We start from the raw sequence: 26775 nt of genomic DNA on the forward strand, positions 1-26775 counted from the left end.
CATGAAGAGGCCTTTTTTGTAAATTGAGGTACAGGAGTTGTTTATGGAAAAGTCTTTTCAGAAAAACATTTTAGTCAAATGGTTCCTGGCAATAACCTTTGCACTCATGACCTTCTCGGGAAGCGCCAAGGCAGCAGACTATTCCGCAGAGGAATTGGATACATTGGTCGCAACCATCGCACTTTATCCAGATCCGCTGTTGGCCCACGTTTTAACGGCATCAACCCACAGTGACGAAACTCCATCGGCAAGCCTCTGGGCAAACGCCCACAAGGGTTTCAAAGGTGAAGCACTCACGGCGGAAATGCAGCGCGCTGGCCTTGATTACGACGCCAGTGTTCTAGCCCTGATTCCCTTCCCGACGATTCTTGCCACCATGGCAAAATACTCCACCTGGACATCTCAGCTGGGCAGAGCCGTAAAGAATCAGAATGGCGAAGTTATGTTTGCAGTCCAGCGTATGCGCCACGCTGCTTATGACCACGGGAATCTGAACTCTGACCAATACATAAAAGTCGAACGGGATGTATACATTACAATTGAACCGGTGAAAAAGGAATACATTTATGTTCCTGTCTATAACCCCTCTGTAGTGTATTATGTTCACACAGACCGTTATGTACCGATGCACTATGGCCATGTGGTCTGGACTGGATACTGGTATAACGATTGGGTTTGGGGCGACACCTGGTTCGAATGGCATAGCCACACCATCCGTCACCATCCGCGTCCACCTAGACCGCGCCACCATTACAATGCACAGCCCCCAAGGCATGGCGGACATTCCTACGCACCGGCCCCATCCCAGCCCCAGAGCCATCATCGCCTTCCTGTTAGGGAAACTAGTCCCAAGCCTTCAACAAAACCGCAGCCTGCAAAGCAGGAACAACAAAGACCTACATACACGAAAACAGAAAATGTACATCCTCAGGAAGAATATAGACCTGTCAGCAATCCGCAGAACTTGACAAGAAACAAGAAGACGAATTCTTCCCAGAGTTCAACCTATAACGACGACCGTAAATATGACGATCGCCGCAACGGAGATGATCGTTCACGAGAATCAAACAGCCAAGGTAATGGCGGTTTCCGCAGAAGCATTCGTCGTTAGATTTTCCTTTTTCCCAATTATCACTTGGTAACCAGATGTCACTATACAACAGCATTCTTGAAACTATCGGTAATACCCCCCTTGTCCGCATAAACAAACTGAATAAGGGAGATGCCGAAGTCTACGTCAAACTTGAAATGTTCAACCCCCTGGGCAGCGCCAAGGACCGTGTGGCTCTAGAAATGATTGAAGCCGCAGAAAAGGAAGGCAAACTGAAACCCGGCGCTCTGATTATCGAACCCACCAGTGGAAACACCGGCGTAGGCCTCGCCTATGTTGGAGCCGTAAAGGGTTACAAGGTTGTGCTGACCATGCCCGACTCCATGAGTGTGGAACGCCGTATGCTTTTGAAATCCTTGGGCGCAGAAGTTGTGCTTACCGAAGGTGCCAGGGGAATGGCCGGCTGTATCGAAAAGGCAAACGAAATTGCGGCAGCAAATCCTGGGAGCTTTATTCCCCAGCAGTTTGAAAACCCCGCCAATCCCGACGCCCATTACAAGACCACCGGTCCCGAAATCTGGAGAGATACCGAAGGCAAGGTGGATGTATTTATCGCTACGGCAGGCACAGGCGGAACTGTCAGCGGAACCGCAAAGTACCTCAAGGAAAAGAATCCCAACCTGCATGTAATCGCTATCGAGCCTGACGACTCCCCCATGATTTCCAAGGGTGTTGCTGGCCCCCATAAGATCCAGGGGATCGGGGCAAACTTCATCCCCAAGATTTATGACCCCAAGGTGGTGGACGAAGTCTACCTGACCAGCACCGAAAAGGCTGGCAAGGCCGCCCGCGATGCAGCGGCAGAAGAGGGAATTTTTGTGGGTATTTCTTCCGGTGCAGCCCTGGAATGTGCCCTTACCGTGGCAAAGCGTCCTGAGTTCAAGGGCAAACGCATTGTGGCCCTGCTCCCTGATACCGGCGAACGCTACCTCAGCACCTGGCTGTGGAACAATGAAAAGTGATTAGTTGTTAGTGATTAGTGGTTAGTGGCTAGTGGTTAGAGTTTTCGGGAATATTCCGCAGGGAAATTTAAAGATGTAACCACCTGAAATTGCAGGCTCTTGCATCCCGCAGCCCTAGCCTCTAATGAACCTCTAGGAGCGAAGCTCCGACCTCATACCTCAAGCGAAGCGTACCTCAAACTCCTAGCTCCTAGATTCCGGTCCCTAGCCTCAAAACTAGTGAAAGACGATTGGTGATTTGGTATTGTCATTGGGATGAACCTTTGATTTTCACTGACAAACCGGATTAAATTCAACAATTTATATGTTATCTTTAGACGATGTAGAACCCGACATCATCTTTTTATGCAAAAATATGTACTGCTAATTTTCTTGATATGCACCTGTGCGTTAAACATCATGGCGCAGGAAACCTCCGCAGACGTTGCCGAGCAGCCTTCAGCGGACACCATCCGCATCGAAAAGACCATACGCGATACGGTTATCATCAACATTAAGCCAAAGACTGATACGATTTACGTCACCGAAGATTCCCTCAAAATACTCCAGTGGAAAGCTCGGCGAGATTCATCCAACAAGGCTACATCAGACACGTCGTTTAGCCTAAGCAGCGTCTATCTTGGCCTCAACTTTTTTCATCTGGCAGCAACAATCATCAAGTATCCCGCCTACGAAATCAGCATTGAAAAAACTCTAGGTAAACGCCAATCCTTAAGGTTACTCCACAGTCTCATTTCCATCAACGACGAAGATTTTTCAAATAAATATGGAGACCACTTCGAAGGAGACATTTTCCAGTGGACAGCAGGAGCGGCATACCGTCACTACAGGAAAAGCTCCATCCTAAGCGGATACGTTGAAATCGGTTTGCAGTATGTCAGCAGAATCGGTGACTACACGGAGCTGGATTATGTTTATGAATGGAATGCCGACGCAAGAGATTATGTAGAAAAGTATATGCCCAAGGATATCCACCAAAAAGCTCAGGGTTATCAATGGTTCGTTAACCTAGGAATGGAAAACCGCAAGCGTGCCTTCGAGCACCTGTTTACAGATATTTCTTTTGGTATCGGCTACAACGCTCTTAGCAACTGGGAAAAAGGCGTTCTTTATGAGTTCGGCACCATCATCAGCGATGATTTGCAGTTCAACTTGAATGTCGTCATTGGATGGGGACTGTAAAATGAAACACTTGATTTTTTTCTCGCTGTTGCTTTGTGCAGGAATAATTTCCGTCTCTCACGCCTCGGACACCTTATATGTAGAAACGCATATTACCGACACACTGTACGTCATCGACGAGCCGGACACAGTCTACATGGCCGTTTCCAAAGAAGCTCCAATGAAAATTCCATTGGACTCTAACGCAAGTGATTCCTTGGGTAATACAACCAACAGTCGCGAAGTTAAGGAACCTGGACGAGCCATCCATATAAACTACATGACAGGGATGTCTATGATCGGTATTTTATTCAAGATTTTGCCTATCGACTTGACCTATGAAATAGAGACAAAATACAGGTCATCTATCTTACTCAGCATCAACAGCTATATGGAATTTGGAGACATCGACTTTATAAATCCCAAAGAATGGGATGGTTTCAGGACGATTACCAATTTCGGCATAGGGTACCGCCAATACATTGTTACAGGAAAGACACTTCTCGAAAATGAGGAATCCAAAAAGCACAAACTCATCAACAATCCCTACGGTTCCATTTCCCTATTCCTTCAGGGCGAAATTTTCCCTGGACTCATGTACAGACATGAAGTCAAGCTGGACGAAGATGGACACAAAAGAGGTGATTACTATAGAGACTACGCCTTCGGAACCAGTTTTGTGCTTACACCAGGGATGTCCTACACGGTGGGACACTCCGTATGGACTTTGGGTTGGAGAATTGGTTACCAATACTGGTCACACGACTTCAAGAGCTTTGGTTTAGTAAGTGATGGCGAAGGCATCGCTTTTCAGCCAGGTGTTGCAAATGGCGGAGTCTATCAAGGGTTCATTTTTTCCATAGGCTTCTAGATGAAAGTTCTTATCCTTCTTTTAGTTTTTTGTGCAAGCGTTTTTGCGACTTCGGATACAGTCTTTGTGGATAACCACAAGGTAACCATTGTAGCACCGGCATCTCCCGATACTGGAGATAAGACGGTCTTTGGTCACGAAATCTCTGCTCACATTAACGGTGACTATGGGTACGCTTTCACGTATGAACTGCACATCAACAACTTTGGTGTGGCCGCAAGATTTGGCTATTCAGCTCTTACATCTAATGGTTGGGTCAGTTCCCTTAGCTACTACACCCAAAAAATCAATGAAAAAGGCGAAGTCAAGGAGATGAACTTGGCGCTGATAGGACGCTACCACCCGGGTTGGCTCACGCGGACGATGGAAGTGGGAGACTTTTTACTTGCTGTTCAAGGAGGCCTTACCGGCCTAAGGCACGAAATTGACATTGTGGAAGACGCCAAGGGCAATCCCATAAAAGATACTCAGTATGGCCTACTAATTTTCATCGGAGCCGATGCACGATGGATTTGGAAGCATTTTTACTTAGGTGCTGAACTAAACATAGGGAGACATATAGTCAATCCCTCCTGGAAAGACCAAATGAGCTGGAATGATCGGGCTTCCGTCACCAAACGCATCATCAGCAATGGATTTTTTGAAACCGTTGTCAGTATCGGCATTCCTTTTTAAGGGTAATCTTTTCTATAATTCCTATCGTAAATATTATGGCAAAAACCTAAAAGGTTAAACTATGGACATTCCTGAATCTTCGAATTTTATTCAAGACATCATTGTCAACGATTTGCAGACCGGTAAGCGCAACAAGGTGCTGACCCGTTTCCCGCCGGAACCTAACGGCTACATTCACATTGGCCATGCCAAGTCTATCTGCCTGAACTTCGGCACCGCTCAGAAGTTCGGTGGCTTCACCAACCTCCGCTTCGACGATACCAACCCCACTAAGGAAGATGTGGAATATGTGGATTCTATCCGCGAAGACGTGAAGTGGCTCGGTTTCCAGTGGAAGGAAGAATTCTTTGCTTCTGACTACTACGACCAGATTTACGCCTTTGCAGAAAAGATGATCGAAATGGGCAAGGCTTACGTTGAAGACCTGACCCGCGACGAAATGCAGGAATACCGTGGTAACGATGCTGGTAAGCCCTCTAAGCCCAGCCCCTACCGCGATCGTAGCGTTGAAGAAAACATGAAGCTGTTCCGCGAAATGCGTGACGGCAAGTATGCCGATGGCGAAAAGTGCCTCCGTGCAAAAGTTGATTTGGCTAGCCCCAACATGAACATGCGCGACCCGGTGATTTACCGTACCAAGCACTGCACTCACCACCGCACTGGCGACAAGTGGTGCATCTACCCCATGTACGACTTCGCTCACCCCATCAGCGACTGGATCGAAGGCATTACTCATTCTATCTGTACTTTGGAATTTGAAGCCCATCGCCCGCTGTACGATTGGTTCCTCATTGAACTGGGTCTGGAAAACCGCCCCCAGCAGATTGAATTCTCCCGCTTGAACCTTACCTACACCATGATGAGTAAGCGTAAGCTTCTTGAACTGGTGGAAACCAAGGCTGTTCTTGGCTGGAACGACCCCCGTATGCCCACGGTTTGCGGCTTCCGTCGTCGTGGCTTTACCCCCAGCTCCATCCGCGAATTCTGCAGCCGTATCGGCGTGTCCAAGGCTGAATCCATGGTAGACGTAAACTTGCTCTACTTCTGCATCCGTGAAGAACTGAACCAGAGTGCCAAGCGTGCTATGGCTGTGATTGATCCGGTGAAGGTTGTCATCGACAACTGGGAAGACGGCAAGGTGGAAATGGTTGAAGTTGAAAACAACCCCAACGATCCTAACGCAGGCACCCGCATGGTACCGTTCTCCAAGGAACTGTATATCGAAGCCGAAGACTTCATGGAAGAACCTCCCAAGAAGTATTTCCGCTTGAAGCCGGAAGGCGAAGTTCGCTTGAAGGGCGCCTACTTCGTAACTTGCAAGAGCGTCGAAAAGGACGCAGACGGCAAGGTGACCGTCATTCACTGCGAATACGATCCTGCCTCCAAGGGTGGCGAATCTCCTGACGGTCGTAAGGTGAAGGGCACCATCCACTGGGTGAGCGCCGCTCATGCTGTAGATGCAGAAGTCCGTCTCATCGACAACCTGTTCACTCTTGAAGATCCGTCTGATGTTCCCGAAGGCGAAGATTGGCACAACTACCTGAATCCTGAATCCATGGTCATTAAGCAGGCTAAGCTGGAACCCAGCCTGGCCGACGCCAAGATGGAAGACCGCTTCCAGTTCCTGCGTCTCGGCTACTTCTGCCTGGATTCCGACGATTCCAAGCCGGGTAAGTTGGTATTCAACCGCACCGTTGGCCTGAAGGACAGTTTCAATCCTGCAAAGTAATTTGCGGAACGATTCTACGTTCTCGAAAAAAAATATAAGAGAAGTCCATCGGCTTTGCCGATGGACTTTTTTTTGTTGGAAGAAAAATCCGTACAAATTATCTGGAAAGCATCTTCCCGTTAAGGATAGCGATCCAATGCTTATTCTGAGCCTTGGCAGGAACCTTCATGGATGTAGAGCCCACCTGAATTCTAGTCTTGTAAAGAATAGCTCCGTTCAAATCCATAATGGCGAATGTGCCGCCAATATCTGTTTGAATTTCCAGGTTTGATCCGTTTACGACAAAGAAATTCGTGGGAGACAACCGGCTGTAATCCACAGCCAACGTCTGCGAAGATACAGTATCCTTCTTATCTTCGATGGTGGGAATATGAATCACCGGTTCCGTCACAATAGGATTGGCGGGCTCGGTGAAACCGAGCTGTTCATCCATCCAGGCCATACGTTCCTTCATCTTCTTGCGAAGGTGCTCCACTTCACCGTCCCAAGTGTCAGCGTTGTAACCACCCATGGCCATTCCCATGCCTCCGCCAGATTGATTGCAGTACTTCATAGGCTGAGGATCATTATCGTTCTGACCGCTAGACTTTCCTAAATTCGGCCAACGTTCAAAGTTACGGTCGGCAGCATTTTTCAAGTAGACCTTCATGGAATCCAGATAGGCATCCATAGTCTTGGTATGCCATACGCCACTACGCAATTCGGCCCAGCGTTTTTTCAATTCGCTTTGGTAACTCTGATTTTTCCACATGCTGGTAAGCCAACGAGGAGCCTTCAGGGAACTTCCTCCGAAGCCACCCCACATGCCGCCACCGCCATTTCCGTCGGCAATTTGCTTACTGCTGTTTTCGATTTGCCAGCCCGTGGTTCCCGAACTTCCGAAACCACCCATGCCACCGAAACCACCCATGCCACCGAAGCCGCCCCACATACCGCCGCCATTGTTCTGGCCTTCGGGAGAGGTACCGTTGCTCATCGCCAAGTTGAAGTCCCAGGGAGGACCTAAAGTGACCTTGCCGCCCTTGCTATCCTTATCTTTATGCAAGAAGAAGCTACACCAGTAGGAGTCGGCATTGTTCGTAACTTCTTGATGAAGGACGTAATCGACAGCGGATCCTACATCCACGTAATTCTCGTAGCCAGAGCCACTCTTTCCGTCCTTGAAAAGACCTTCAAGATCGTTCAGGTACTTCTTCAGGTAATTTTCCTGCTGCTCCTGGATATTGTCTTTTTTAGGATAGTGGAGAATGACATTCAAACCGTCTGAAGTACTGAAACCTTCGTTATTGACATCACCGCTGCCTGCGCCGCCGGTGTTAGTGCCGGTCTTGTCGAATGCCCAGATGTAACCACCGGTCAATTCATCACCTTCAATGTCTTCTTCCTTGAGTTTGGCCACATCCACACGGTACTTACCACGCTTGATTTTTTCAATTAGCACATACACACCGCGGTAAACACCATTGATATACAAGTCAAAATGCATGGTACGGGGGCTATAGCGGCCGGCCTGCCTAAAAAGCCAATGGGCCAGGGAGTTACGCATCATGCTCTTGTCCACGTAGGGACCATGGAACACCCAGTCGTCTGCTGCGGGGAGACCTAACATGCTTACATCGATTTCTCCACCAATGGAATCACGAACTTCAACACTATAACCCGGCTTTGGGAACAGGGCGGAAGATTGCCCTCTCACCTTAATTCCGATATCATAGAGTTTTCCCTTGGCGCTATCAGCTACAGAATTTGTAGCAGCATCCAAAACCCTCATAGTGGCAGGAATTTTTTCGGAAACGTTCTTGTCCAGACATTTTTGCTTTGTATCCACAAAGATAATGGGCAAGTCGTAGGTCTGGGCTATAGCCGCATTAGCAACGACCAAGCCAAACATACCTGCAAGAATTCGATTCTTGAAGTCCTTTTTCATTATGTTCTCCCAATAACAACATTCCTACCCTAAATTTAAAGTTTGTACAAAAAAAAGATTAATCGAATTTCGTTTTCGCGTTGTAAGGAGAAACAACGGCATTTTTGGAAAAGGAAACCGTACTTCAGCCATTTTTCATGGAAAAATACCCTATAATGTCTAACCAATCACTTTCTGTAAATTTCTAGTTAAAAAATAAGCTACATTAACTTTGAGTATTTTTTTGAGTTTGAGGCTGCCCTATGGAAAGCGCAAGAAAAATAATTAATCAGTTTTTGAAAGGTAAATTCAGCGGAAACGAACTAAAGGCCGAACTGTATAAGGCCGGTGTTGCCGCCATGGAAGAAGAATGGACCTTTATGGACGCCAGCTTCCAATTGGGTGGCAAAGCTCGCGATGAAGGCATGGATGGCGACGAAGTCGAACAGACGCTCCGTCGAGCATTCTCTGCAGAAAAACGTTCCTCTGAACGCCCCGCAGAAGCGGCACCCGCAGCAGCTCCGGTAGCACAGGCCCCTGCAGTGGAAGGTGGAGCAGCACCGGCCACTCCCCAGACTGTAGCCATGCCCATAATCTCCCCCCTTTCGGCGGGAATGATTTCCATGGAACAGATGCTCGCCATGGGTCTGGACACCCAGTCTCTTGAACTTCTGCAAAACTTCAAGATTGACCCCGAAGCCCTTTCCATTCCCTGGCCTGCAGCCGACTGGCGAAAAGACTTGGCCAAGTTGCTGGAATCTACTTTCGAACAAGATGAAACCATCGAGTTCAAGATTTCCAACACCTCCAACAGTACCGAAGAACTGGTGTCCAACATCGTTGGCCAGGATGACGCCATTAAGAAAATCATGAAGAGCCTGGACAGTCCTGAAGGCGCTCTTCTGTGCATCAATGCCGTTAAGGGTGGAGAAGATGCCTCCGATGAATCTTGGCATTACCGTTATGTCGTCGTCGACAACCCCAAGATGAGTCTTGCCAAGCAGTTGGCTTACTACAAGGCCTTGAACCTGCCTTGTGCCGCCTTGGTCAACACAGGCGCCAACTCCGTGCAGGCCTGGATCAAGATTTTTGCAAATGACGAAGAAGAATATAACGAACGCGTAGACTTCCTCTTCAAGACCTTGGATTCCCAGGGCTTTAAAGTAGATTCGTCCAACCGAAATCCCCATATGATGGTCCGCATGCCGGGCGTACTTCGTGGCGGTAAGCAGCAGTACCTTATCGGACTGGAACAGGGCGCCAAGAACTTTAAGGAATGGCGTGAATGGGTGGAATATTCTCTGGATGGCAAGCCGCTGATTGAGCTGGCTAGCGACAGTGAAGAAGCGCCGAAAAAAGACCAGACCATCGTGGAAAACATGCTCCGCGCTGGCGAATTCTTCCTCTTTACGGCACCTCCCAAGAGCGGCAAGTCTCTTGCATTGATGGACCTTGGTCTGTCCATTTGCTACGGGGAAGACTGGTTCGGTAATACCACCACATCCAGTGACGTTCTCTTCATTAATTTCGAACTTACTAAATCGGTGTTCCTCAACCGCCTTCACCTGTTGGGATCCAAGCGTGACCTGAATGCCAGCACCCCGAAGTTCGGTTTCCTGAATCTTCGCGGAACTGCACTTTCTCCGATTGAAACAGCACAGCTGATTGCCAAGAGAATCCAGGGTGCCAAGAAACTGGAAAACCACGATTACCGCGTTGTCGTGATCGACCCGATTTCTTCTGTGTTGCACAATCCCAAGTCTACCCGACTGAGCGGCTCTCCCCATCAGATATTGATGCAGATGATCGATACAATCATTGCACTTACCGGATGCGCCGTTGTATCCAGCTGCAACATTGACGAATTCCCATACCTGGAAGCCCGTGCAGACTCTGTCATGAAGCTGACCCCGGTTGAAGGTAGCCTCAACTTGTACCAGATTAACGGAAACTTCAGAGAATTCCCCAAGATGGTCGCTCGCGAATGCTCCTGGATTTATCCGCGATTCCTGGTATAAGCTCCATACTTTATAGAAAAGATTTAACAAAAAGATATTGACATGTACAAGCCGCAAAGAAAGCCCTTTAAGACAAATGAAAGACGCGAAACCGTAAGACGTCCTGCCGCGCCTCTTGCCAACAAACGTGTTGCTGCCAAGGCCACGGTTGACGAAGAAGTAAAACCGGCAAAACCCGTCGAACGAGTCATTCCAACTTTCGAAGATCTTAAGCGTCAACTCGCCGCCTGGGCAGAAACCGAAAAAATTCCTGGAAAAATCCAAGCCTGGTATACTGCGGAAACTCCTGCAGAAAATTGCGACTGGCGCATTGTAAAAATCATCAAGGGCGCAAGCGAAAAACTCGTTATTGAAGCTCCCGTCAAGGACATGGAACGTCCTGAAGTCGTTACACGAGTTAATGAACAGCTGAAAAAGGACCACCTCCGTATTTTCGGCAAGGCCCTCCGTCAAATTTGCTTTAGGGCTACAGGAGACGGCCAGTTCGCCCTCTTGGTCCAGGTCAATCTCAGAGGTAGAAATTCTGCACACGGCTACAAGACATTTGTAGACTTCCTGGAACGTTCCTGCCCGGAAATTATCAGTTGTCACCACGTCCAGTGCACTCCGGATTACATGTTCGATCCCACCGGAACCACCCCCATGAAAGTTGAAGCCAAGAGCGCCTTCGGCAGCGACTTCATTTCTATTGGCGGAACCGGCATCTATATGCATGTGCTCGACTGGGCTCCCAAGGCAAGGAATGCATGGATTGGCCTTCCCATGCGAATCGAGAGTGCCATTCACCCGAACCAGGACGACTGTTTCTTTGAATTCTACTCGGGTTGTTCCTTTGTCAGTGCCTCCCTGGCAAACCGATTCAAGAAGGTGGCCTCGCTGGACTGCCGCGAATACGCCATGCAGTCTTCACGTTTGAATGGTCGAAACGTCCCCGACGAAAACATGCGATTCTATCGCGGTCATGTGGATGCGGATTTTTTCACCAAGTTCTTTAACAAGGAAGAAAACGAAGGTCGTTGGACGTTCTATTTCAACCTGCCCGGAGACGAGTCCCTGGCCTCCAATGTGGAACAGATGGCAGCCCAGTCCAGGCCGGAACGAATTCTTCTGCAAACATCTAACCTGGAAGTGGCAACCAAGGAAATCAAGCATTTCCGTCGTGAAGGTTATATGCTTCGCAAGAGCATCCCGCTGTACCTTGAACCGGGAAGCGGTAAATTCGAGATACTGTTCCTGTTTGTGCCCGACAGAGCCGGAATTCTTGGACAGAACCCGGCACAAAAGGCAAAATCTCGTAATGTTCAGCGTCCTCAGGAACGTGTAAACCGCCAAAATAGCGCAGAAAGGCCGCATTTTGCCCAAAGTGCACCCACGTTCAAACAGAGAAAAGGTTAAATTTCAATAAAAAGCTATTTCAGCCTGCAGGGTTTTATATGCGTTTTTCAAATATGCGTCTTTTGAAGTATCTAACAATCGGCTTGGGATTTTCAGCCCTTGTTGCATCCGCCTATATCGTCAAGGAAGGCGACACCCTGTGGGACTTGAGTGACGAATTCCTGAAGGATCCCTTTGCATGGCCCGATCTCTGGGAAAACAACCGCCACATCCAGGACCCGCACTGGATTTACCCGGGTGACTCCATTTACCTCGGCGACAGCACCCGCGAAGAAGCGGTTCTCCACATTGACCCTGCAATGAAAAAGTATCCCTGCGACGCAGCAGTGGCCGACTCCAACCTGCCGAAGGGAATTACTTCTGCAGGCTGCGATGACGGTGACGAAAGAAACGCAGACTTCGAAAGCATGTTAGGCGATCTTCGTAGCAAGAACAAGAAGGAAAAGAAGCAGAAACCTACAGATTCCTACTACTACAAGCAGCGCCCCGAACCCAAGCTGTTCAATGGATACTACCAGATTCTGGCACCCGAGATCTACACCCTGGACTCCCTTAAGAAGGACAGCGCCTTCTTCTCTATCCGTTCTGGAGAAAAGAAAGAACCTCTGATCCACCTTCCCGAAAGCGAAGTTGTCGTAGGAATCGGTAAAAAGACCAATAGCAATCTCAAGAAGGGAGACCTCATTGAAATTGTCGATGCCAAGGCTATTGACGTTCCCGCATCCAAGGGAAGAAGTTTTGACAAGTTCGCCTTGTTGAGACTGTCAGGCATTGCAAGAATAACCGCTATCGGCGACACCTTGTCTCGTGCCCAGATTGTACAAAGTTTCCGCGAAATCAAAATCAACCAGTCTAAAGCACGTCTGAAGCAGCCTCTTGCACCCATTAACGTAACAGGTTATACGGCAGAAAAGACAGCCCAGATGGATTCCCTTGCCATTATTCGTTATTCCATGGACCCCATGCTGATTATCGGAGCTTATTCTTACGTTCTGATTGATGGTGGTTTCGCAAAGGGATACAATACCGGCGATGCTGTGGCAATCTGGGAAGAAGACAAGTCTGATGCAAGCATGCCTCCTCGCCTTCTCGGTAGAGGCGTCATCGCTCGCGCAGCAGAAAACGAGTCCTCGGTGCTGATTCGCGAAATTTATTCCAACAATCGCCGCGTCGAAATGGGACATAAGGTTTCTGTTACCCATAGGGCAAACGTAATCAAGTGATTCGTCCGCTATTGTCCATCTCCCTTATTGCAATTGCCTTGCTGCTCCTGCTAATGGCAGGAAGCTTGGTCGTGTTGCAGTTCCCGGGATTGTCAGTATACCTTCCGCTATAAAAGAAGCTTATGCAGGTTTCCCGCAATAATCTGCTATTTATCCTCTTATTTGTCGGAGGCATCATTCTACCCACCGCCATCCTGGCGGTGCTCAGTTTTCGTAATATTCAAAACGAAATCTTTCTGGCGCAAAAGAATTTCAACGAAAACAGGACTGCATTTCAGAATGACGTTGAAGAAAGCGTTCTAAAAGAGCAACACAAGGTCTTTCTGGAAACAAAGAACGCATCACTTTTTCTCTATGAACAGCCCCAGCGACTTCTAGACTTTGGGCATGCGTCCGAATTCAAGTCTGTCGACGGAATTGAAGCCATATTCCTTTTCAATCAAGGTGCGCTGATCTATCCCGACATTTCGTCAAGGCACTTTTTCAAGTCCACAAATTTCTCAAACAAGGTCGCCACCTTAAAAGAGAAAAAGTTGTTCAGCGAAGAATTCTCCGGACTTACAGAAGAAAACAGCCGAAAGAACTACATCAAGAAGCGTTCAAAATCGCTTAGGCCCAGCCTCTATTTGTTCGACCCCTCCGAACAGACCCAGGATTTATTGGGTTTGATCCGACTGTACTACAAAGAAAAAAAATATGACGACGCCTTAAAGCTAGTGGAGTTTCTGGAACAAAATCCCCACCAGCAGGGCTACCTTCACGCCGACCTTACATGGTCGGTCCGACTGCTGCACTTCGAGATTCTTGTCAAACAGAAAAAGCATCAGGAAGCCCAGGACTACTGCCTTGCCGTGCTGGCAGAATTCTTTGAAGGGTCCAGTCTAGAAAATATTGCATCATCCAGATTTTTCTTTGAATCCGCCTTTACACAGATTCTGTCATTTGAAAAACTTCCCCAGGACAAGCGCGAAGCCTTCTGGAATTTACGTGAAAATTTCAACAGGCAACTTGGATACATGGACATCCTCTACAAGCACAAGGACCAGTTCCAGGACATCCTAGAGAATACCCCCGCAAGTAAGGACGGCATATCGTTCAAATCCAATGAAGATATCATTCTCTTCAAGATGTCATACCCCTACCTTTCTGGGGACCAGGTCGTCATTGCCAAAATTGACAAGGAATCCTACAAAGACAGAATCCTCGGCAAACTCAAAAGCGTAGCTCAAAGCTGGAAGAACATCCCCTTCTCCGTTATTGACAAAAACGATCTTGTCCTTCTGGGAACCGCCCTCGACAGCACAACGATAATCAACCAAGTACACCTGGAAGACGCGCTCGGTCTTGAGTTGATCCTTTACGAGAAAGACATGCAGGATATTCGAAAGGAAACCCGCCATCGGATGTTCCTAATGTATGGTTTGATGCTATTCGCCCTGATTACGGTAATATTCGGATCTTTCTTCATGTTTAAGTTCATTACACAGGAACGAAAACTTCTGTCCATGAAGGCAAACTTTCTCTCCAGCGTTTCTCACGAACTGAAAACACCGCTGACCTCCATCAAGATGTTTGCCGAAATGATGGCCAGGGGACGAGTTCAAAAAGTGGAAAAGGTACAAGAATACTCAAACCTTATTGGTAAGGAAGCGACCCGACTGGAAAACCTCATTGGGGCTATTCTCAACTACACCCGCATGGAACATGGAACCGGAGCATTCAAATGGGAACGGTTAGACTTTTCTATTTGCGCCAGAAAAGTCTTTGACGCCGTTGAAGACATCGGAGTCGAGAAGGGACTTACGTTCCACACCATATTCGACCCTAACGTATTCGTCATGGGCGACTACACCGCATTATATAGTCTCGCACAAAACTTGATCGAAAACGCAATCAAATATACGAACGCTCCCGGAGACATCACAATAAAAACCTACACAGAAGATTCATGGTCCGTTTTTTCTGTAGCAGATACTGGTGTCGGCATCGCTAGTTCAGAACAAAAAAATATATTTAATGATTTCTATAGAGTTGGTGACGAAATGACTCGCAGTACCAAAGGCTCTGGCCTAGGTCTTGCCATTGTAAAAAGAGTGGCAGAAACTCATCGGGCCACAATTTCTCTCGTCAGCAAACCAGGGAAAGGATCCACATTCACCATAAAATTTAAAAGGGCGGAGTAAGAATGGCACAAAATTTTAAAATTCTCATTGTTGAGGATGAAGAGATTATCCGATTTGGTTTGCAAGACAACTTCGAAATGGAAAATTACGAAGTAGAAACAGCCTGTGATGGAGAAGAGGCCATCGAAAAGACTGATTCATTCCAGCCGCAGTTGGTTCTGCTTGATTTGATGATTCCCAAGAAAAGCGGCTTTGAAGTATGCCGCTATATCCGCAACAAGCATCCGGAATGCTATATCATCATGCTCACGGCAAAAACCGAAGAAGCCAGCAAAGTTGCAGGCCTGGAAATGGGCGCAGATGACTACGTGACCAAGCCGTTTTCTATTCTGGAATTGCTGGCTAGAGTCAAGGCTTTCCGACGTCGAATCGAACCCCAGGCCGGTAACGGAAATGTGGTGCCGGACGTTCTTGAATTTGCAGACTTGAAAGTGGATATCAAGAAATTCTCGGCCGTCAAGAAGGGCGTACCCCTGGACCTTACAACCAGGGAATACCAGATTATTAAATATTTCTGGATGCACCGTGGTGAAGTTGTTGAACGAGAAGACCTACTCAAGGACATCTGGGGTTATACAGATGAGAACATGCCATCTACAAGAACGATCGACAACCATATTGGAAACCTGCGTAAGAAAATCGAAGACGACATGACAGACCCCAGAATCATAATTTCTGTTCGAGGAGCAGGCTACAAGTTCGATGTTGAATAGATTCAAACAATTTGCCGGTTCCGCACTCATCCTGCAGCTTATGGTCATACTGACCTTAAGTGTCTTTTCTCATGCAAGTAAAATGGAAAGCTTGATACAAGAAGCCGTTTACATGTTTGAAATGAAAGGGGACGTGACGGAAGCTATCCGCATATTGGAAAATGTAGCCGCAGAAGGTGATCAGGAAGATCAGGAATCCGCCTACTTCTATTTGGGAAAAATCCAGGAATTGTCCGGAAACAATTCCTCGTCGAACTTCTATTACAAGCAAAGTCTATCAAGAACCAACGAAACAACTAAATCTTATTGGCTAGCCGAACGTGATGCGGCCACCAGCAAACAGATTGAAAGTTTCCTACTCACCCCAATCAACTTAAGAACCCGCATCAAGAGGTTTTTTGGAGAGGGGCCAACTTACTGTCTATTCCAGGACGAAACGGTTGGCAGAATAGACAACGGGAAGATAATCCCTATTCCGACAACACTGCCCGGCGCCTCTCAGATACTATTTATTACCGGCAAGGGTATTTGGTATCAATCCGCAGATGGAGACAGCCTGCATTTTCAGAAATTCCACGCAAGCGTGCCTCAAGTCAGCTACGGCATAGCCAAGGCAACAGACTACCTGTTCCTTGACAATCACGCCATCATTCAAACCAATACGCAACTGTACATTATCAATAAAAAAGGTATTGTTGCCAACATCGCTGAAAAATACTCAAACTGCACTATTGAAGGCTTCTACAAACCGACAAACGATTTCATACTCAACTGCGCCGACAATGCGCTTCATTTTGTGTCTTCCGAAACCGGAAATGAAAACATCAGCATAGCCCAATTTGACGTTATTAAGCAGACTATCATCAGTAGGGACTTGCTATTCCTCGTTTCAAACGGAAACCTTTATTGTTACGTACCCAAAAAAGGAAACAATCCCATTTGGAAAACCTCCATTAACAACGTGGAGTCCATGTTCAGCTTTGAACGCAACATTGTCGTACTGGAAGCTTCAGGCAAGGTTTCCCTTTTTGACCAATTAAGCGGCTTCACCCGGGCGTCAATCCGTAGTGACGCAACCAAGATTTATCCCCTCGCCAAGGGAACCTTAGGATTATTCAGCGAAGAAGGTACAATTACAGCCGTAGACACTTTGTTGTACCCTCTTTGGAATTTTAGCTTCACCACCCCGATTGACGCACCCCCCGTCCATACTGAAGACGGAATCTTCCTTTACTTTGGCGAACGAAAACTGTACCCCATTCAACCCCGTTACTACGGTAAGAAAATTCTTCGTTCCGAAGTATTCGCAAACAAGGCCATCGGCCTTTACGAAAGGGGCATGTGGGATTCCCTGGCCCCCGTGCTAGACACTCTATTCAGCCTGGAACCCGGCAACGCAGAAGGTTGGTTCCTAAAAGCCCTCTACCTCGAAAACAAGAAGAGCAGCAATAAGGAAAAGCAAAAAGCCTGGTCAGAAGCAGTACGACTTTCGGCCAGCAATCCTCGCGCTACAAACCTTATTCTGAGCCAGTACGGGAAATCCATTGGAGCAAAACACATCAACCTGCTTCCGATTTCACCGAAAACCCGCTACCCCCAACTTTTCGGCAACAAGAAGGACCTATTTACGATAGATCCTGCAGCCGATAGACTATTCTGCATCAACACCGAAAACGGGGAGCTGAAGTGGTCTAAGAAAATCAGCCATCTTGAAAATACACCTGTCATCGCAAGCGATGATAGGAACCTAGTGGTTGCCTCCGGCTATACAGTCAACTTTTTCGAGTTCAGTAAGGAGTCTGTACCCACAAACATCCAGCTTCCCGGGAAAGCCTTCGAAGCCAAGATTCTCGACCAGGCAACATACATTACTACATGGAACGGATTTATTCTCAAGGCAATGAAACCCGACAATAAGCTGGCCTGGTCAAGAAAGATTTATTCCACCCCCTTCTTTGCCGTTAAGGATCACAATTACCTATACACCTGCAATCTGGAAGGCGAGTTCAACGCGTTGGATGACGCATCGGGGCAAATCATCAGTGGATTCTCCAGACGGATCCAGGGACCTGTTTCCCATATGGTCACCGCCGATTCAATAATGGCAATAGCCTCTAGCAACAATAAGCTGATCCTTTTCAACCCCCATCAAGGAGAAAAACAGCCTGTCCAAATTTTGGTGGAAGCCCCTATCGTTTCGCTACAATCGATAAGACATAATGATGAAAGCAAACTGATTATAGGTTTGTCAGACCAGACTCTAATGCTTTATTCCAAGGAGGGCGCACCCATATGGAAATACAAGGGTGAAAACTCCATTTTCACGACCCCATTTGTCAAAGATGGAGAAATATGGATCGACCAGGGAAATGAAATTGTTTCTATTTCGTTAAATGACGGGAAATTCATCCGAAAATTCAATACCCCCGGAGGTGCAGGAACCCCGTTTGTCATGAATCAAACCCTGTTCAGCGCCTCCCCGAAACGCATATTATACGGTTTTTCTCTGTAAATTTTTTAGAAACATCCTCTAAATAGCCCAAATTTTAGGACTTGTAAACAAAATTTGATAACTTTTTCATAAAAAACTCACTAAATTTCTAACGAATATTTCTTATGGGCATTGGAAGATGAGCAAACTTTTAAAAACTAGCGTTTTCTCTGCATTCGCAAAAACGATCATGGCAATCGCCGCGGTCGGTTTGGTGGCCTGCAATGAAGACAAGAATGAAGTCGTAGAAACAGAATCCTCAGAATACCCCCGCAGCGAAACGCTCTATATCGGCGGCTTTGACTGGGCCCCCCCGTCCACCTTCAATCCGCTGGATTACGACCCCAACTTCCCGATTGACGGAAACTGCAGACTTTCCTACGAGGCCCTTCTAGCCTATAACCAGCTTAGCGGCGAACTGGAAGCCATGCTTGCCGACAGCTATAAGAGCAGCGAAAATTCCATTTCTGTTCACCTGGACCCCAGGGCCAAGTGGAGCGACGGTACACCGGTTACAGTCGATGACGTGCTCTTCACGTTCCGCATCGACTCCCTGCTGCCCACTCCTAGACACGGCAACTGGAACTTCCTGAGCAAGATTACCGCAGACGATAAGAACAATGTGACCTTCCACTTCGGCAAGAACAAGAACCCGCTCATCATCTTGAACGCCATTGCGGAAACCTCCATTCTTCCCAAGTCCGTATTCGAACCTCTGATCAACTCGGCTAAATCCGGCAAGGATTATGATATGGCCAAGATTACCGAGTTCAAGAATGATGATCAACCTGTTGTTTCCGGACCGTACAATCTGAAGGCCTACTCTCCCGACCAGATTGTCCTGGAACGTAATGACAACTATTGGGGCAACGCCAAGTATAACAACCAGAAGCCCACGCCTCGCTATATCATACATTCCCTCTACAACGGCAACAATCATTTCAACAGCGCCATGACCAAGGGCAACCTGGACATCTCGTCTGTGTTCCTGCCGCGCATTTGGGATAAGGCCCGCGATAGCATCCGTGCCTGGAGCAGAAACGAACCGTATCACCAGCCCGGGTCCATCACTACCCTCCTTATCCAGCAGCAAAGCGCTCCGTTTAACGACGTTGCACTTCGCCGTGCCATGATGCACGCCATCAACTTTGAAAAGATCAAGTCCAGGGCAGTTTCCAACTATACCCCCGCCGTTCAGCCCGGTTTCATCCTGCCTTTCGGCACCGAATCTAAGTATTTCTTCAAGGAAGACGCCGACAAGTACGGTTACTACTACGATATCGAAAAAGCCAAGGCCATTCTCGCAGAAGCTGGTTACAGCTGGGACGACTCCGGCAAGTTACTGGACAAGAGCGGTCAGCCCCTTAGAAACTTCACTATCGAATGCCCCCAAGGCTGGACCGACTGGGAAGACGTCATCAAGGTTTCCGTGGAATCCCTCAAGGAACTGGGTCTGTCTGCAGAAGAAAAGTTTGTGGACTACAGCACTTGGGACAAGGACCTCCGTCTCGGAACCTTCGACCTGGCCATGAAGACCCAGACGGCAGAAATATCCGCAGCTTCCCCCTGGAACCGATTCGACCAGATTATGGGTAGCGTTTCTTACAAGCCTGTGGGAGAAGAAGCCTTCGCCAACCAGGGTCGATACAAGAATGCCGATGCAGACAAGTTAATCAGCGCTATTCCTGCAATGACCGACGAAAAGGAACTGACCGAGGCATACAGAGAATTGAACAAAATCTTTATGGAGACCATTCCCGCCCTGCCGGTTATGTACCGCCCGACCCAGTACTACCAATTCTCCACAAAGCACTGGACCAACTTCCCCAGCGAAGAAAACCCCTACGCTCCGCCCCAGATTCTGGTGATTGCAGCAGGCGTCAAGGCTCTTTGGGGAATCAAGCCCGCCAAATAAGGCGTCAAGTACGATTTTTTTCAGAAAACGTTCCCTCGGGAACGTTTTTTTTCGTAAAATGGATAAAAAATAAACTATTTTTCAGCCAGCACTTTTATAGTGGAGGATATAATGGGAAAGACTCGTTTCATTTTGCCTAACGCATTCACCAGTATGAATTTTTTGCTGGGAGTATTCGCTGTTTGTTGGGCAACGGGTGCATTCAGTTCCTTTACCACGGCAGACCCTATCCGTATGGGTGGCTATTTTATCGTTCTTTGCGTTCTGCTGGATAAGCTGGACGGTTTTGCCGCACGTCTGGTTAACGCCAGCTCCGAGTTCGGCGCTCAGTTCGACAGCCTTGCAGACCTTATCGCTTTCGGTGTCGCCCCGGCATTCACCGTGTTCTTTGCCTATAAGAACTGCGCTCCGGAATGGTTCCAGACCAACGCCGTGCTTTTGATTGTGACTTTCTCTATTTACGTATTGTGCGCCGCTATGCGTCTGGCCAAGTACAACGCTTGCGACTCCGACACGTTCCACCACCACTTCTCTGGCCTTCCCTCCACTTTCGCAGGTGCTGTTAACGCCATCCTGGTGGTCTACCTGAAGTCTAAGGGCGTTTTTGCAGATCCCAACGGCGCTTTCATCTTCGTGCCGATCCTGGTTATGCTCGTTACCGGTCTTCTGATGGTGAGCCCCCTGTTCCTCCCCAAGCTGCAGCCCCGCAAGAGCGTCGCTCTCAACTTGTTCCAGGCAGTTCTGATTGTACTCACCTACATTAGCGGTTTCATGTTCGTTTCTGAAAAGATTCCGTTCATTACCGAATACCTGTTGCTCTTGATGAGCCTCTACATGATTATCGGTTTTGCTCTTGGCCTTGTGCAACGCAAGAAGATTATTGCAGAAGCAGAAGCACAGAAGTAATTCTTATAAAAGGTTTAATGCGAAAACTGCGAGTCCATGACTCGCAGTTTTTTTTTCAATCTAACTTTTAATATTTGCTTTCCAAAAATTCGGCAAGGGACGTTCCAAACCGGTCAAAAAGTCCCTCCAGGGACATTCTAGGCAACTCCAGCGTAACGCATTGTTTCGGGCCGCCAGACGCCATATTTTCTTTGCACCAGGTTCCTAGGCTGCCGGGAGTGGGATAGCCAATATCGGGCATCCAGGGAAGGTTAAAAACGTTGCACAGACCTTCAACCAGAGAAGTGCGCTCAGGTGCATCGACGCAGCCAATGGGCGCATGCATCGAAAGGATTTCTTCCGGTTTCAGCATTTCTAGCAGATCCAGCAAGCCAAGGACTTCAGGTTCTACGGGAAATCCATCCGCACTGCAAGAACGTAAAAGCGTATCTCGGGGAGCCTCCAACACGGAACGGGAATAGACATAGCCTTCCGGCTTTACGGATACGGGAAAGTTTCGATTCAGGTCCACGCCGTTATAATTCCCTCGGGTGCCCAAGGTCATGCCATCGGGATTGGCACAGAGGACAAAGGCGGCGCGTTCCAGGGGCGCACTTATCAAGCGCAAAACACGACTGAGCAAAAAAGTCGTTTCAGGTTCTTCACCGTGAATTCCCGCAATGACAAGCAGTTCGCATTTGCCTTTGCAAGGGACATATCGAAGATCCGTCCCCAGAACTGATTTGCCGTAGGTTTCCAGCGGTAGCCTGAAAAAACCGCGAGTCCGTTCATCCAGATTCATAGCACTACACAAAATAGGGGTAGATATATTCTTGCGCCAGCTTATCCAGATTATCTAAAAGAGCGGACTTGCAGGCGATTTCTGTCTTCTCGTAGATTTGCTTGAGGCGGTCTAGGGAGAAATTTTCAAGGTAGCGTCTGGATGTGGGCAAATGGGCGATATGCCACATTTCGGGCTGAATCTTGCCGCGGCCGGGAACGAAAACCCGCTGGAAGCCGGCGGATTCCTCGGAGTCCATCAATTCCGTCAGACGTTTATGGAAGGGGGCGAACATCCCGTTACATTCTGCAGGAGTCAGCTCCACTTCATAACCTGGCGGGCAGGCGTTACCGTCGACAACGTCCAGGTCGGTGCCTAGGTGATGGCGGCTGGCGCCCGGCAGGGCGGACCAGGTCAAGATGGCATACATCAGCTGTTCTTCATCCTGGGGGCGTTCCATGGGGATTCCGTTGGCGTCTAACAGCTTTAATTCGCCAGAGGCCTTGCGGTTCCAAATGCTGAGCTGACGTTCAAAGGGGCGGTATGCGGATTCCAACCGGAGTAAAAAGCCTTCCTTCGCCAGAGTTTCTTTTAATTTATTGTAAGCGGGAAGGACGTTCTTATCCATCACGTATCCTTCCATTTCTATAAAGTCAGACGAACCGGCCTCACGTAATCCATAACAAATTAAATTTTCATTTTTACAACTCATTGGATCGTGCCTCCCATTTTCTCAATCAGGTCCATCCACTGTTTGGTAGTCGCCTTTTTCTTTCGGCTGGTCAGGGATTTCTTCTTGCCGCCGGCACTCAGGATCGCCGTAGACATGGGGCTCGGATTGGCGTGGGTCCAGGCAATGGCCAGGGCATCGGACGCATCCAGGGGAAGGTCACTTCCAGAGATTCCCAGGCGGGCAAAAATCATGTTTGCGACCTGTTCCTTTGCGGCACTTCCATCTCCGGTAACGGCCTGTTTAACCACCTTGGGCGGGTATTCACTGTAGGAAAGTCCACGCTTGCGGCAGGCCACCAAAATTGCGCCACGGATGTGGCCGAGGACAAGGGCGCTGCGGGCATTTTTCGCAAAGAATACGCCTTCCATGCTCAACGCATCGGGGCGATATTTGTCTAGAAGAACTTCCAGTTTAGAGACAATATGCAAAAGGCGGTCTTCTAGTTCGTGGTCTGCAGGCGCATGAAGCACTCCATATTCCAGAACTTTCAAGTTTTTGCCGTCTGAATCTAAAAAAGCATAGCCGGTAGTGATAGAACCGGGGTCAATCCCAAGGATAATCATGTCTTGAAAGTTAAAAAAATCTAGATTGTCTTTCTAGAAAGTAAGAGGTATACAATGCTTATCGATCAAGAACGCATGGGTATGATTATGCGGGCGAAAACTCATCCCCGCCAGCTAGGAATTCCCCTGTCTCGTTGGGGCAGGAACCTTATCGCCTGTTGCCCCTTCCATTCTCCGGAAGAGACATCCCTGTTCTTTTACGATGCCTTGGGTTATTGGCGTTATCGTTGCCTGCAATGCGGTAGCGAAGGAGACCTTGTTGAATTTGTAATGCGCAGCCGCTTTAACGGTTTGGATGAGCAGGCCGCCAGAACTGAAGCGCTAGACTTTTTAGGTACGTTGGAACAGGAGCACGAATCCCAGCCTGATGAACACCCATGGATCAAGGAAATCGGTGGCGAGAAATCCAAGGTTCTGGAAAATTTCGTTCGATACTGTCACTGGGCCGCTTGCAAGAGTCCCTCTTCTGCAGAATTTTTAGCTTCCCGCGGCTGGAGTATCGGACAGGCCCAGCTCTATGGTATCGGTTACTATAGTGGCGACCCGGAACCGTTCATCAGCTACTGTATGCTCTCCGGTATCGAAAGACACCAGATTAGTTTCTACCTGGACAATCTGGAAGCCTACCACGAACCCCGCATCACGATTCCGGCCCGCAACTCCAAGGGTCTGATCCATTCTGTTTATGGCCGTCTGATTGATGATGCAGAGGCTACTCACCCGTATGTGTCCTACGCCTCGGGTCCCAGCGACATTCCTTTCAACATCCAGTCGGAAATTTCTAAGCCCGTCATTGTCGAAGGATTCTTTGACGCGCTGACTGCAGACTTGGCCGGCATTCCGGGCGTCGTGTCCACCATGTACCAGGAACTGAGCCTAAGCCACCTCTATAAGTTGAAGGCTTGTGGTGCGGATGCCGTTACGGTTATCCTCCGTCGTGAGCAAGACCGTCGCGAACAGGAATTCCGAATTCAAAAATATCTGAAGATGGCCGAAGAACTGAATTTGAAGTTCAAGTCCATCGTCCTTCCTGCAGGCGAAACTGTAGACCAGGTGGTACGCAAGAACGGTGCCGACCAGCTCATCTCTCTTGTGGACCAGACTGAAGAAGATACGGTCCATACCCACCGTCGTTCCATGCTCCTGCAGGACATCAAGGAAAACTTTGATACTGCCATGGGTTGCCCGCCGGAAGTCTCCGTCGGCTACACGCTGAATACCTTCCCCAAGCTGACGAGAGAAATCGACGGTATCCAGTCCGGTTGCTTCTACGTTTCTTCTAAGCCCTTCGGTTTGAAGACCACCCTGCTTTCCAGCATCGGTCTAGACCTGCTCCAGAGCAACCCCAACTTGAAGTTGATTTATATCGCCCTGGAAACGCCCCGCCGCCAGATTTTTGACCGCATGGTGGCCATGATGATTGGCGAATCAGTCCTTACCGTTCGTAAGCAAAACGAAGACGAAGCTATTAACCAGAAGATTCTGGAAGCCACACGAGACTTGATGGGATTCGTCCGCAACAACCGTCTGGAAATCTGGGAAGACCAGCCTACCCTCGACAACATCGAGTTGGCAGACATCCTTAAGGACGAAGTAAAGGAACACCCGAACCTGGTAGTCATCATCGACGGCATCGATCACCTGAAGGTTTCTACCCATATGGACCTGTCGGATATTTACCAGAGACGTTCCTCCGTCATTCTGGACCTGTACAAGACATTGGACATTCCCATGTTCCTTGGCGGCGAGCTGATCGATTCCGATGGCGAACTGGTTGGCCCTCGCGCATACCTCCGCGATTCCGATGCGACCTACTGGCTGGAAGAGAAGGGTGCAGACATGGTACTGAGTGTGGATTCCAAGCGTCTCGGAAACAACAAGCTATATCAGGGCAACCTGCACATAGACCCTCTTTCTAACCGTATGGAAGAGGAACCGTGTTTACTGTAGTCGACTTCAACAACTTTTGGAGTCCCTCGGGAGGCGGCGTTCGTCGTTACCATCTGCAGAAGATGGAATTCTACAAGCAGCAGAAAGATGTTCTTCTGGTGTTTGTGATGCCCGATGGGAAAACGTATACAGAACAGGTTAGCGACAGTCTGATTATCGAACATGTGGAAGCCTATAGATTCCCAGGCAACTGGGAATACCGCTTCATGTGGAGACAGAGCCAGATTCAGCCCGTACTCAAGAAGTACATGCCCCAGGTCATCGAAGTTGGCAGCCCCTACATACTGCCCACCGTCGTTCGCCACGCCGCAAAAAAGATTTGCCCCAAGGCAGCCCTTCTCAGTTTCTGGCATGCGGACTTCCCCGTTACCTATGTGGGCCGCCCCGTCGCAAATAAACTGGGCAAGGCTTTAGGTTCCGTTGCAGAAAAGATCGCCTTCTGGTACGCCCGCCGCGAATTCACACGCTTTGACGCAGTAGAAGTTTCTTGCAAGGAAGTAATGGAACGACTGGAACGAAACCATCTGCCGCACCCCTACTGGGTTCCTCTTGGTTGCGACATCCGGATGTTCTCTCCCGAGAAGCATGACGCTACGTTAGCTGCCGATTTTAAAGGCGGCAATTCCGATCGTCTGACCATATTCTTCCCACACCGTTTTTGCGAAGAAAAGGGAATCGAACTTTTACTTGGTGCCTATGACGAATTGACCGCAGAACTTGGTGTGGAACCGGAATTGATCCTCGCAGGAACAGGGCCCTACTTGCCGCAGGTGCAGGAAGCGGTCAAGACCCACCCCCATATCCGTTACGTGGGATTTATCAAGTCTATCGACGAAATGGCCCGCCATTATGCAAGCGTTGATTTAGGCCTAGCCCTTTCTGGCTGGGAAACCTTCGGTCTCTCGATTCTTGAAAGTATGGCCAGCGGGAACGCCCAGATTGGAGCCGCTACAGGAGCCGCTTGCGAGCACGTAAAGGAATCCGGAGCGGGAATCATTCTTGAAGAAAGAACGCCTCACGCGCTGGCCCAGGCGATTATCAAACTTTACAAGTCTGACCTGACAGACAAGAAACTCAAGGCCCGTCAGTACGCAGAAAAATTCAGCTGGAACGATTGCTTTAAACGTCAGCTGGACCTGTATAAAGAAATTTCAACAAATAAGAACAACTAAAAAAAGGAAATAACATGATCAGACATATCGTTTGGTGGAAGTTGAAGGCCGAAGCTGAAGGTGCAACCGCTAAGGAAAACGGCGAAAAGCTTGTTGCCGCCTTCCACGCCCTTGAAGGTAAGATTCCCGGTCTCGTCAGCATCGAATCCGGTTTGAACTTCAACAAGAGCGAACTGGGCAACGGCGACATTGAATACGATATCGCACTGGATACCACCTTCCGCACCAAGGCAGCTCTGGACTTCTACCAGGGTCATCCGGATCACCAGGCTATCGTAGGCTTTGTGAAGAAGGTTGTTGTAGAACGCCGCGCTGTCGATTTCGAATATTAATTCATA

21 protein-coding genes are annotated in these 26775 nt (G+C 48.5%); 17 read left to right on the plus strand and 4 right to left on the minus strand.

The features are described from left to right. Positions 1 to 43: 43 nt before the first annotated feature. From B7992_RS03125 to B7992_RS03150, 6 genes are all read left to right on the plus strand, one after another. Positions 44 to 1111 carry a DUF3300 domain-containing protein gene (locus B7992_RS03125; protein WP_088665545.1) on the plus strand — a complete coding sequence of 356 codons (1068 nt, stop codon included), beginning with the start codon at positions 44 to 46 and terminating at the stop codon, positions 1109 to 1111. A 35-nt stretch (positions 1112 to 1146) separates the two neighbouring features. Beyond that, entirely contained in the window at positions 1147 to 2073 is a 927-nt protein-coding gene (gene cysK / locus B7992_RS03130) for a cysteine synthase A (protein ID WP_088665546.1), read from the plus strand. A 345-nt stretch (positions 2074 to 2418) separates the two neighbouring features. Next, the gene (locus B7992_RS03135) at positions 2419 to 3255 is read left to right on the plus strand and encodes a hypothetical protein (protein WP_141100347.1); all 837 of its coding nucleotides are present in this window, start codon (positions 2419 to 2421) and stop codon (positions 3253 to 3255) included. Position 3256: 1 nt separating this feature from the next. Next, entirely contained in the window at positions 3257 to 4105 is an 849-nt protein-coding gene (locus B7992_RS03140) for a hypothetical protein (RefSeq protein WP_088665548.1), read from the plus strand. Beyond that, positions 4106 to 4780 (plus strand): hypothetical protein, encoded by a 675-nt coding sequence (locus B7992_RS03145; RefSeq protein WP_088665549.1) that lies wholly within the window; start codon positions 4106 to 4108, stop codon positions 4778 to 4780. Positions 4781 to 4841: 61 nt separating this feature from the next. Next, complete coding sequence (locus B7992_RS03150) at positions 4842 to 6509, plus strand: glutamine--tRNA ligase/YqeY domain fusion protein (protein ID WP_073234095.1); 1668 nt, start codon at positions 4842 to 4844, stop codon at positions 6507 to 6509. A gap of 97 nt (positions 6510 to 6606) precedes the next feature. Here the strand turns inward: B7992_RS03150 and B7992_RS03155 are convergent, their stop codons facing one another. Further along, positions 6607 to 8436 (minus strand): CotH kinase family protein, encoded by a 1830-nt coding sequence (locus tag B7992_RS03155; protein ID WP_083538071.1) that lies wholly within the window; start codon positions 8434 to 8436, stop codon positions 6607 to 6609. Between the two features lie 242 nt (positions 8437 to 8678). On the opposite strand from B7992_RS03155, the gene B7992_RS03160 reads away from it, so the two are divergent. The 8 genes from B7992_RS03160 (at position 8679) to B7992_RS03195 (ending at position 21259) form a co-directional block, all read left to right on the plus strand. Next, entirely contained in the window at positions 8679 to 10433 is a 1755-nt protein-coding gene (locus tag B7992_RS03160; RefSeq protein ID WP_073156061.1) for an AAA family ATPase, read from the plus strand. Between the two features lie 42 nt (positions 10434 to 10475). Continuing rightward, positions 10476 to 11828 carry a hypothetical protein gene (locus B7992_RS03165; RefSeq protein ID WP_073156059.1) on the plus strand — a complete coding sequence of 451 codons (1353 nt, stop codon included), beginning with the start codon at positions 10476 to 10478 and terminating at the stop codon, positions 11826 to 11828. A 38-nt stretch (positions 11829 to 11866) separates the two neighbouring features. Further along, complete coding sequence (locus B7992_RS03170; RefSeq protein WP_249505582.1) at positions 11867 to 13051, plus strand: LysM peptidoglycan-binding domain-containing protein; 1185 nt, start codon at positions 11867 to 11869, stop codon at positions 13049 to 13051. Between the two features lie 122 nt (positions 13052 to 13173). After that, positions 13174 to 15234 (plus strand): cell wall metabolism sensor histidine kinase WalK, encoded by a 2061-nt coding sequence (locus tag B7992_RS03175; protein ID WP_073156056.1) that lies wholly within the window; start codon positions 13174 to 13176, stop codon positions 15232 to 15234. Between the two features lie 2 nt (positions 15235 to 15236). After that, the gene (locus B7992_RS03180) at positions 15237 to 15947 is read left to right on the plus strand and encodes a response regulator transcription factor (protein WP_073156053.1); all 711 of its coding nucleotides are present in this window, start codon (positions 15237 to 15239) and stop codon (positions 15945 to 15947) included. After that, positions 15937 to 18459 carry a PQQ-binding-like beta-propeller repeat protein gene (locus tag B7992_RS03185; protein WP_073282983.1) on the plus strand — a complete coding sequence of 841 codons (2523 nt, stop codon included), beginning with the start codon at positions 15937 to 15939 and terminating at the stop codon, positions 18457 to 18459. Before B7992_RS03180 ends, B7992_RS03185 begins: the two co-directional genes overlap by 11 nt. A gap of 118 nt (positions 18460 to 18577) precedes the next feature. Further along, positions 18578 to 20353 carry an ABC transporter substrate-binding protein gene (locus B7992_RS03190; protein WP_254917591.1) on the plus strand — a complete coding sequence of 592 codons (1776 nt, stop codon included), beginning with the start codon at positions 18578 to 18580 and terminating at the stop codon, positions 20351 to 20353. A 111-nt stretch (positions 20354 to 20464) separates the two neighbouring features. Further along, positions 20465 to 21259, plus strand: coding sequence for a phosphatidylcholine/phosphatidylserine synthase (locus B7992_RS03195; RefSeq protein WP_088665551.1), 795 nt, complete (start codon positions 20465 to 20467; stop codon positions 21257 to 21259). Between the two features lie 67 nt (positions 21260 to 21326). On the opposite strand, the gene mpaA is transcribed toward B7992_RS03195, so the two are convergent. From mpaA to ruvC, 3 genes are all read right to left on the minus strand, one after another. Then, positions 21327 to 22040 (minus strand): murein tripeptide amidase MpaA, encoded by a 714-nt coding sequence (mpaA, locus tag B7992_RS03200; RefSeq protein WP_088665552.1) that lies wholly within the window; start codon positions 22038 to 22040, stop codon positions 21327 to 21329. Positions 22041 to 22044: 4 nt separating this feature from the next. Beyond that, positions 22045 to 22647: a M15 family metallopeptidase gene (locus B7992_RS03205; RefSeq protein WP_254917592.1), complete on the minus strand. Its 603-nt coding sequence runs from the start codon at positions 22645 to 22647 to the stop codon at positions 22045 to 22047. An 80-nt stretch (positions 22648 to 22727) separates the two neighbouring features. Further along, positions 22728 to 23315: a crossover junction endodeoxyribonuclease RuvC gene (gene ruvC, locus B7992_RS03210; RefSeq protein ID WP_073156036.1), complete on the minus strand. Its 588-nt coding sequence runs from the start codon at positions 23313 to 23315 to the stop codon at positions 22728 to 22730. A 54-nt stretch (positions 23316 to 23369) separates the two neighbouring features. Here ruvC and B7992_RS03215 point away from each other — a divergent pair, with 54 nt between their 5' ends. The 3 genes from B7992_RS03215 to B7992_RS03225 are packed head-to-tail and all read left to right on the plus strand — an operon-like array spanning position 23370 to position 26769. After that, on the plus strand, positions 23370 to 25265 hold the full coding sequence (locus B7992_RS03215; protein ID WP_254917593.1) for a CHC2 zinc finger domain-containing protein: 1896 nt from the start codon (positions 23370 to 23372) through the stop codon (positions 25263 to 25265). Beyond that, positions 25253 to 26437: a glycosyltransferase gene (locus B7992_RS03220; RefSeq protein WP_073156031.1), complete on the plus strand. Its 1185-nt coding sequence runs from the start codon at positions 25253 to 25255 to the stop codon at positions 26435 to 26437. Before B7992_RS03215 ends, B7992_RS03220 begins: the two co-directional genes overlap by 13 nt. Before the next feature lie 14 nt (positions 26438 to 26451). After that, on the plus strand, positions 26452 to 26769 hold the full coding sequence (locus tag B7992_RS03225; RefSeq protein WP_088665554.1) for a Dabb family protein: 318 nt from the start codon (positions 26452 to 26454) through the stop codon (positions 26767 to 26769). Positions 26770 to 26775 lie beyond the last annotated feature (6 nt).

It is taken from the genome of Fibrobacter sp. UWH1, from assembly GCF_002210365.1.
Classification (GTDB): Bacteria; Fibrobacterota; Fibrobacteria; order Fibrobacterales; family Fibrobacteraceae; genus Fibrobacter.

Excerpts from the sequence above, each read along its gene's own strand:
- B7992_RS03125 (WP_088665545.1), top strand. The coding sequence starts at position 44 with ATGGAAAAGTCTTTTCAGAAAAACATTTTAGTCAAATGGTTCCTGGCA.
- cysK (WP_088665546.1), top strand. The coding sequence starts at position 1,147 with ATGTCACTATACAACAGCATTCTTGAAACTATCGGTAATACCCCCCTT.
- B7992_RS03135 (WP_141100347.1), top strand. The coding sequence starts at position 2,419 with ATGCAAAAATATGTACTGCTAATTTTCTTGATATGCACCTGTGCGTTA.
- B7992_RS03140 (WP_088665548.1), top strand. The coding sequence starts at position 3,257 with ATGAAACACTTGATTTTTTTCTCGCTGTTGCTTTGTGCAGGAATAATT.
- B7992_RS03145 (WP_088665549.1), top strand. The coding sequence starts at position 4,106 with ATGAAAGTTCTTATCCTTCTTTTAGTTTTTTGTGCAAGCGTTTTTGCG.
- B7992_RS03150 (WP_073234095.1), top strand. The coding sequence starts at position 4,842 with ATGGACATTCCTGAATCTTCGAATTTTATTCAAGACATCATTGTCAAC.
- B7992_RS03155 (WP_083538071.1), bottom strand. The coding sequence starts at position 8,436 with ATGAAAAAGGACTTCAAGAATCGAATTCTTGCAGGTATGTTTGGCTTG.
- B7992_RS03160 (WP_073156061.1), top strand. The coding sequence starts at position 8,679 with ATGGAAAGCGCAAGAAAAATAATTAATCAGTTTTTGAAAGGTAAATTC.
- B7992_RS03165 (WP_073156059.1), top strand. The coding sequence starts at position 10,476 with ATGTACAAGCCGCAAAGAAAGCCCTTTAAGACAAATGAAAGACGCGAA.
- B7992_RS03170 (WP_249505582.1), top strand. The coding sequence starts at position 11,867 with ATGCGTTTTTCAAATATGCGTCTTTTGAAGTATCTAACAATCGGCTTG.
- B7992_RS03175 (WP_073156056.1), top strand. The coding sequence starts at position 13,174 with ATGCAGGTTTCCCGCAATAATCTGCTATTTATCCTCTTATTTGTCGGA.
- B7992_RS03180 (WP_073156053.1), top strand. The coding sequence starts at position 15,237 with ATGGCACAAAATTTTAAAATTCTCATTGTTGAGGATGAAGAGATTATC.
- B7992_RS03185 (WP_073282983.1), top strand. The coding sequence starts at position 15,937 with ATGTTGAATAGATTCAAACAATTTGCCGGTTCCGCACTCATCCTGCAG.
- B7992_RS03190 (WP_254917591.1), top strand. The coding sequence starts at position 18,578 with ATGAGCAAACTTTTAAAAACTAGCGTTTTCTCTGCATTCGCAAAAACG.
- B7992_RS03195 (WP_088665551.1), top strand. The coding sequence starts at position 20,465 with ATGGGAAAGACTCGTTTCATTTTGCCTAACGCATTCACCAGTATGAAT.
- mpaA (WP_088665552.1), bottom strand. The coding sequence starts at position 22,040 with ATGAATCTGGATGAACGGACTCGCGGTTTTTTCAGGCTACCGCTGGAA.
- B7992_RS03205 (WP_254917592.1), bottom strand. The coding sequence starts at position 22,647 with ATGGATAAGAACGTCCTTCCCGCTTACAATAAATTAAAAGAAACTCTG.
- ruvC (WP_073156036.1), bottom strand. The coding sequence starts at position 23,315 with ATGATTATCCTTGGGATTGACCCCGGTTCTATCACTACCGGCTATGCT.
- B7992_RS03215 (WP_254917593.1), top strand. The coding sequence starts at position 23,370 with ATGCTTATCGATCAAGAACGCATGGGTATGATTATGCGGGCGAAAACT.
- B7992_RS03225 (WP_088665554.1), top strand. The coding sequence starts at position 26,452 with ATGATCAGACATATCGTTTGGTGGAAGTTGAAGGCCGAAGCTGAAGGT.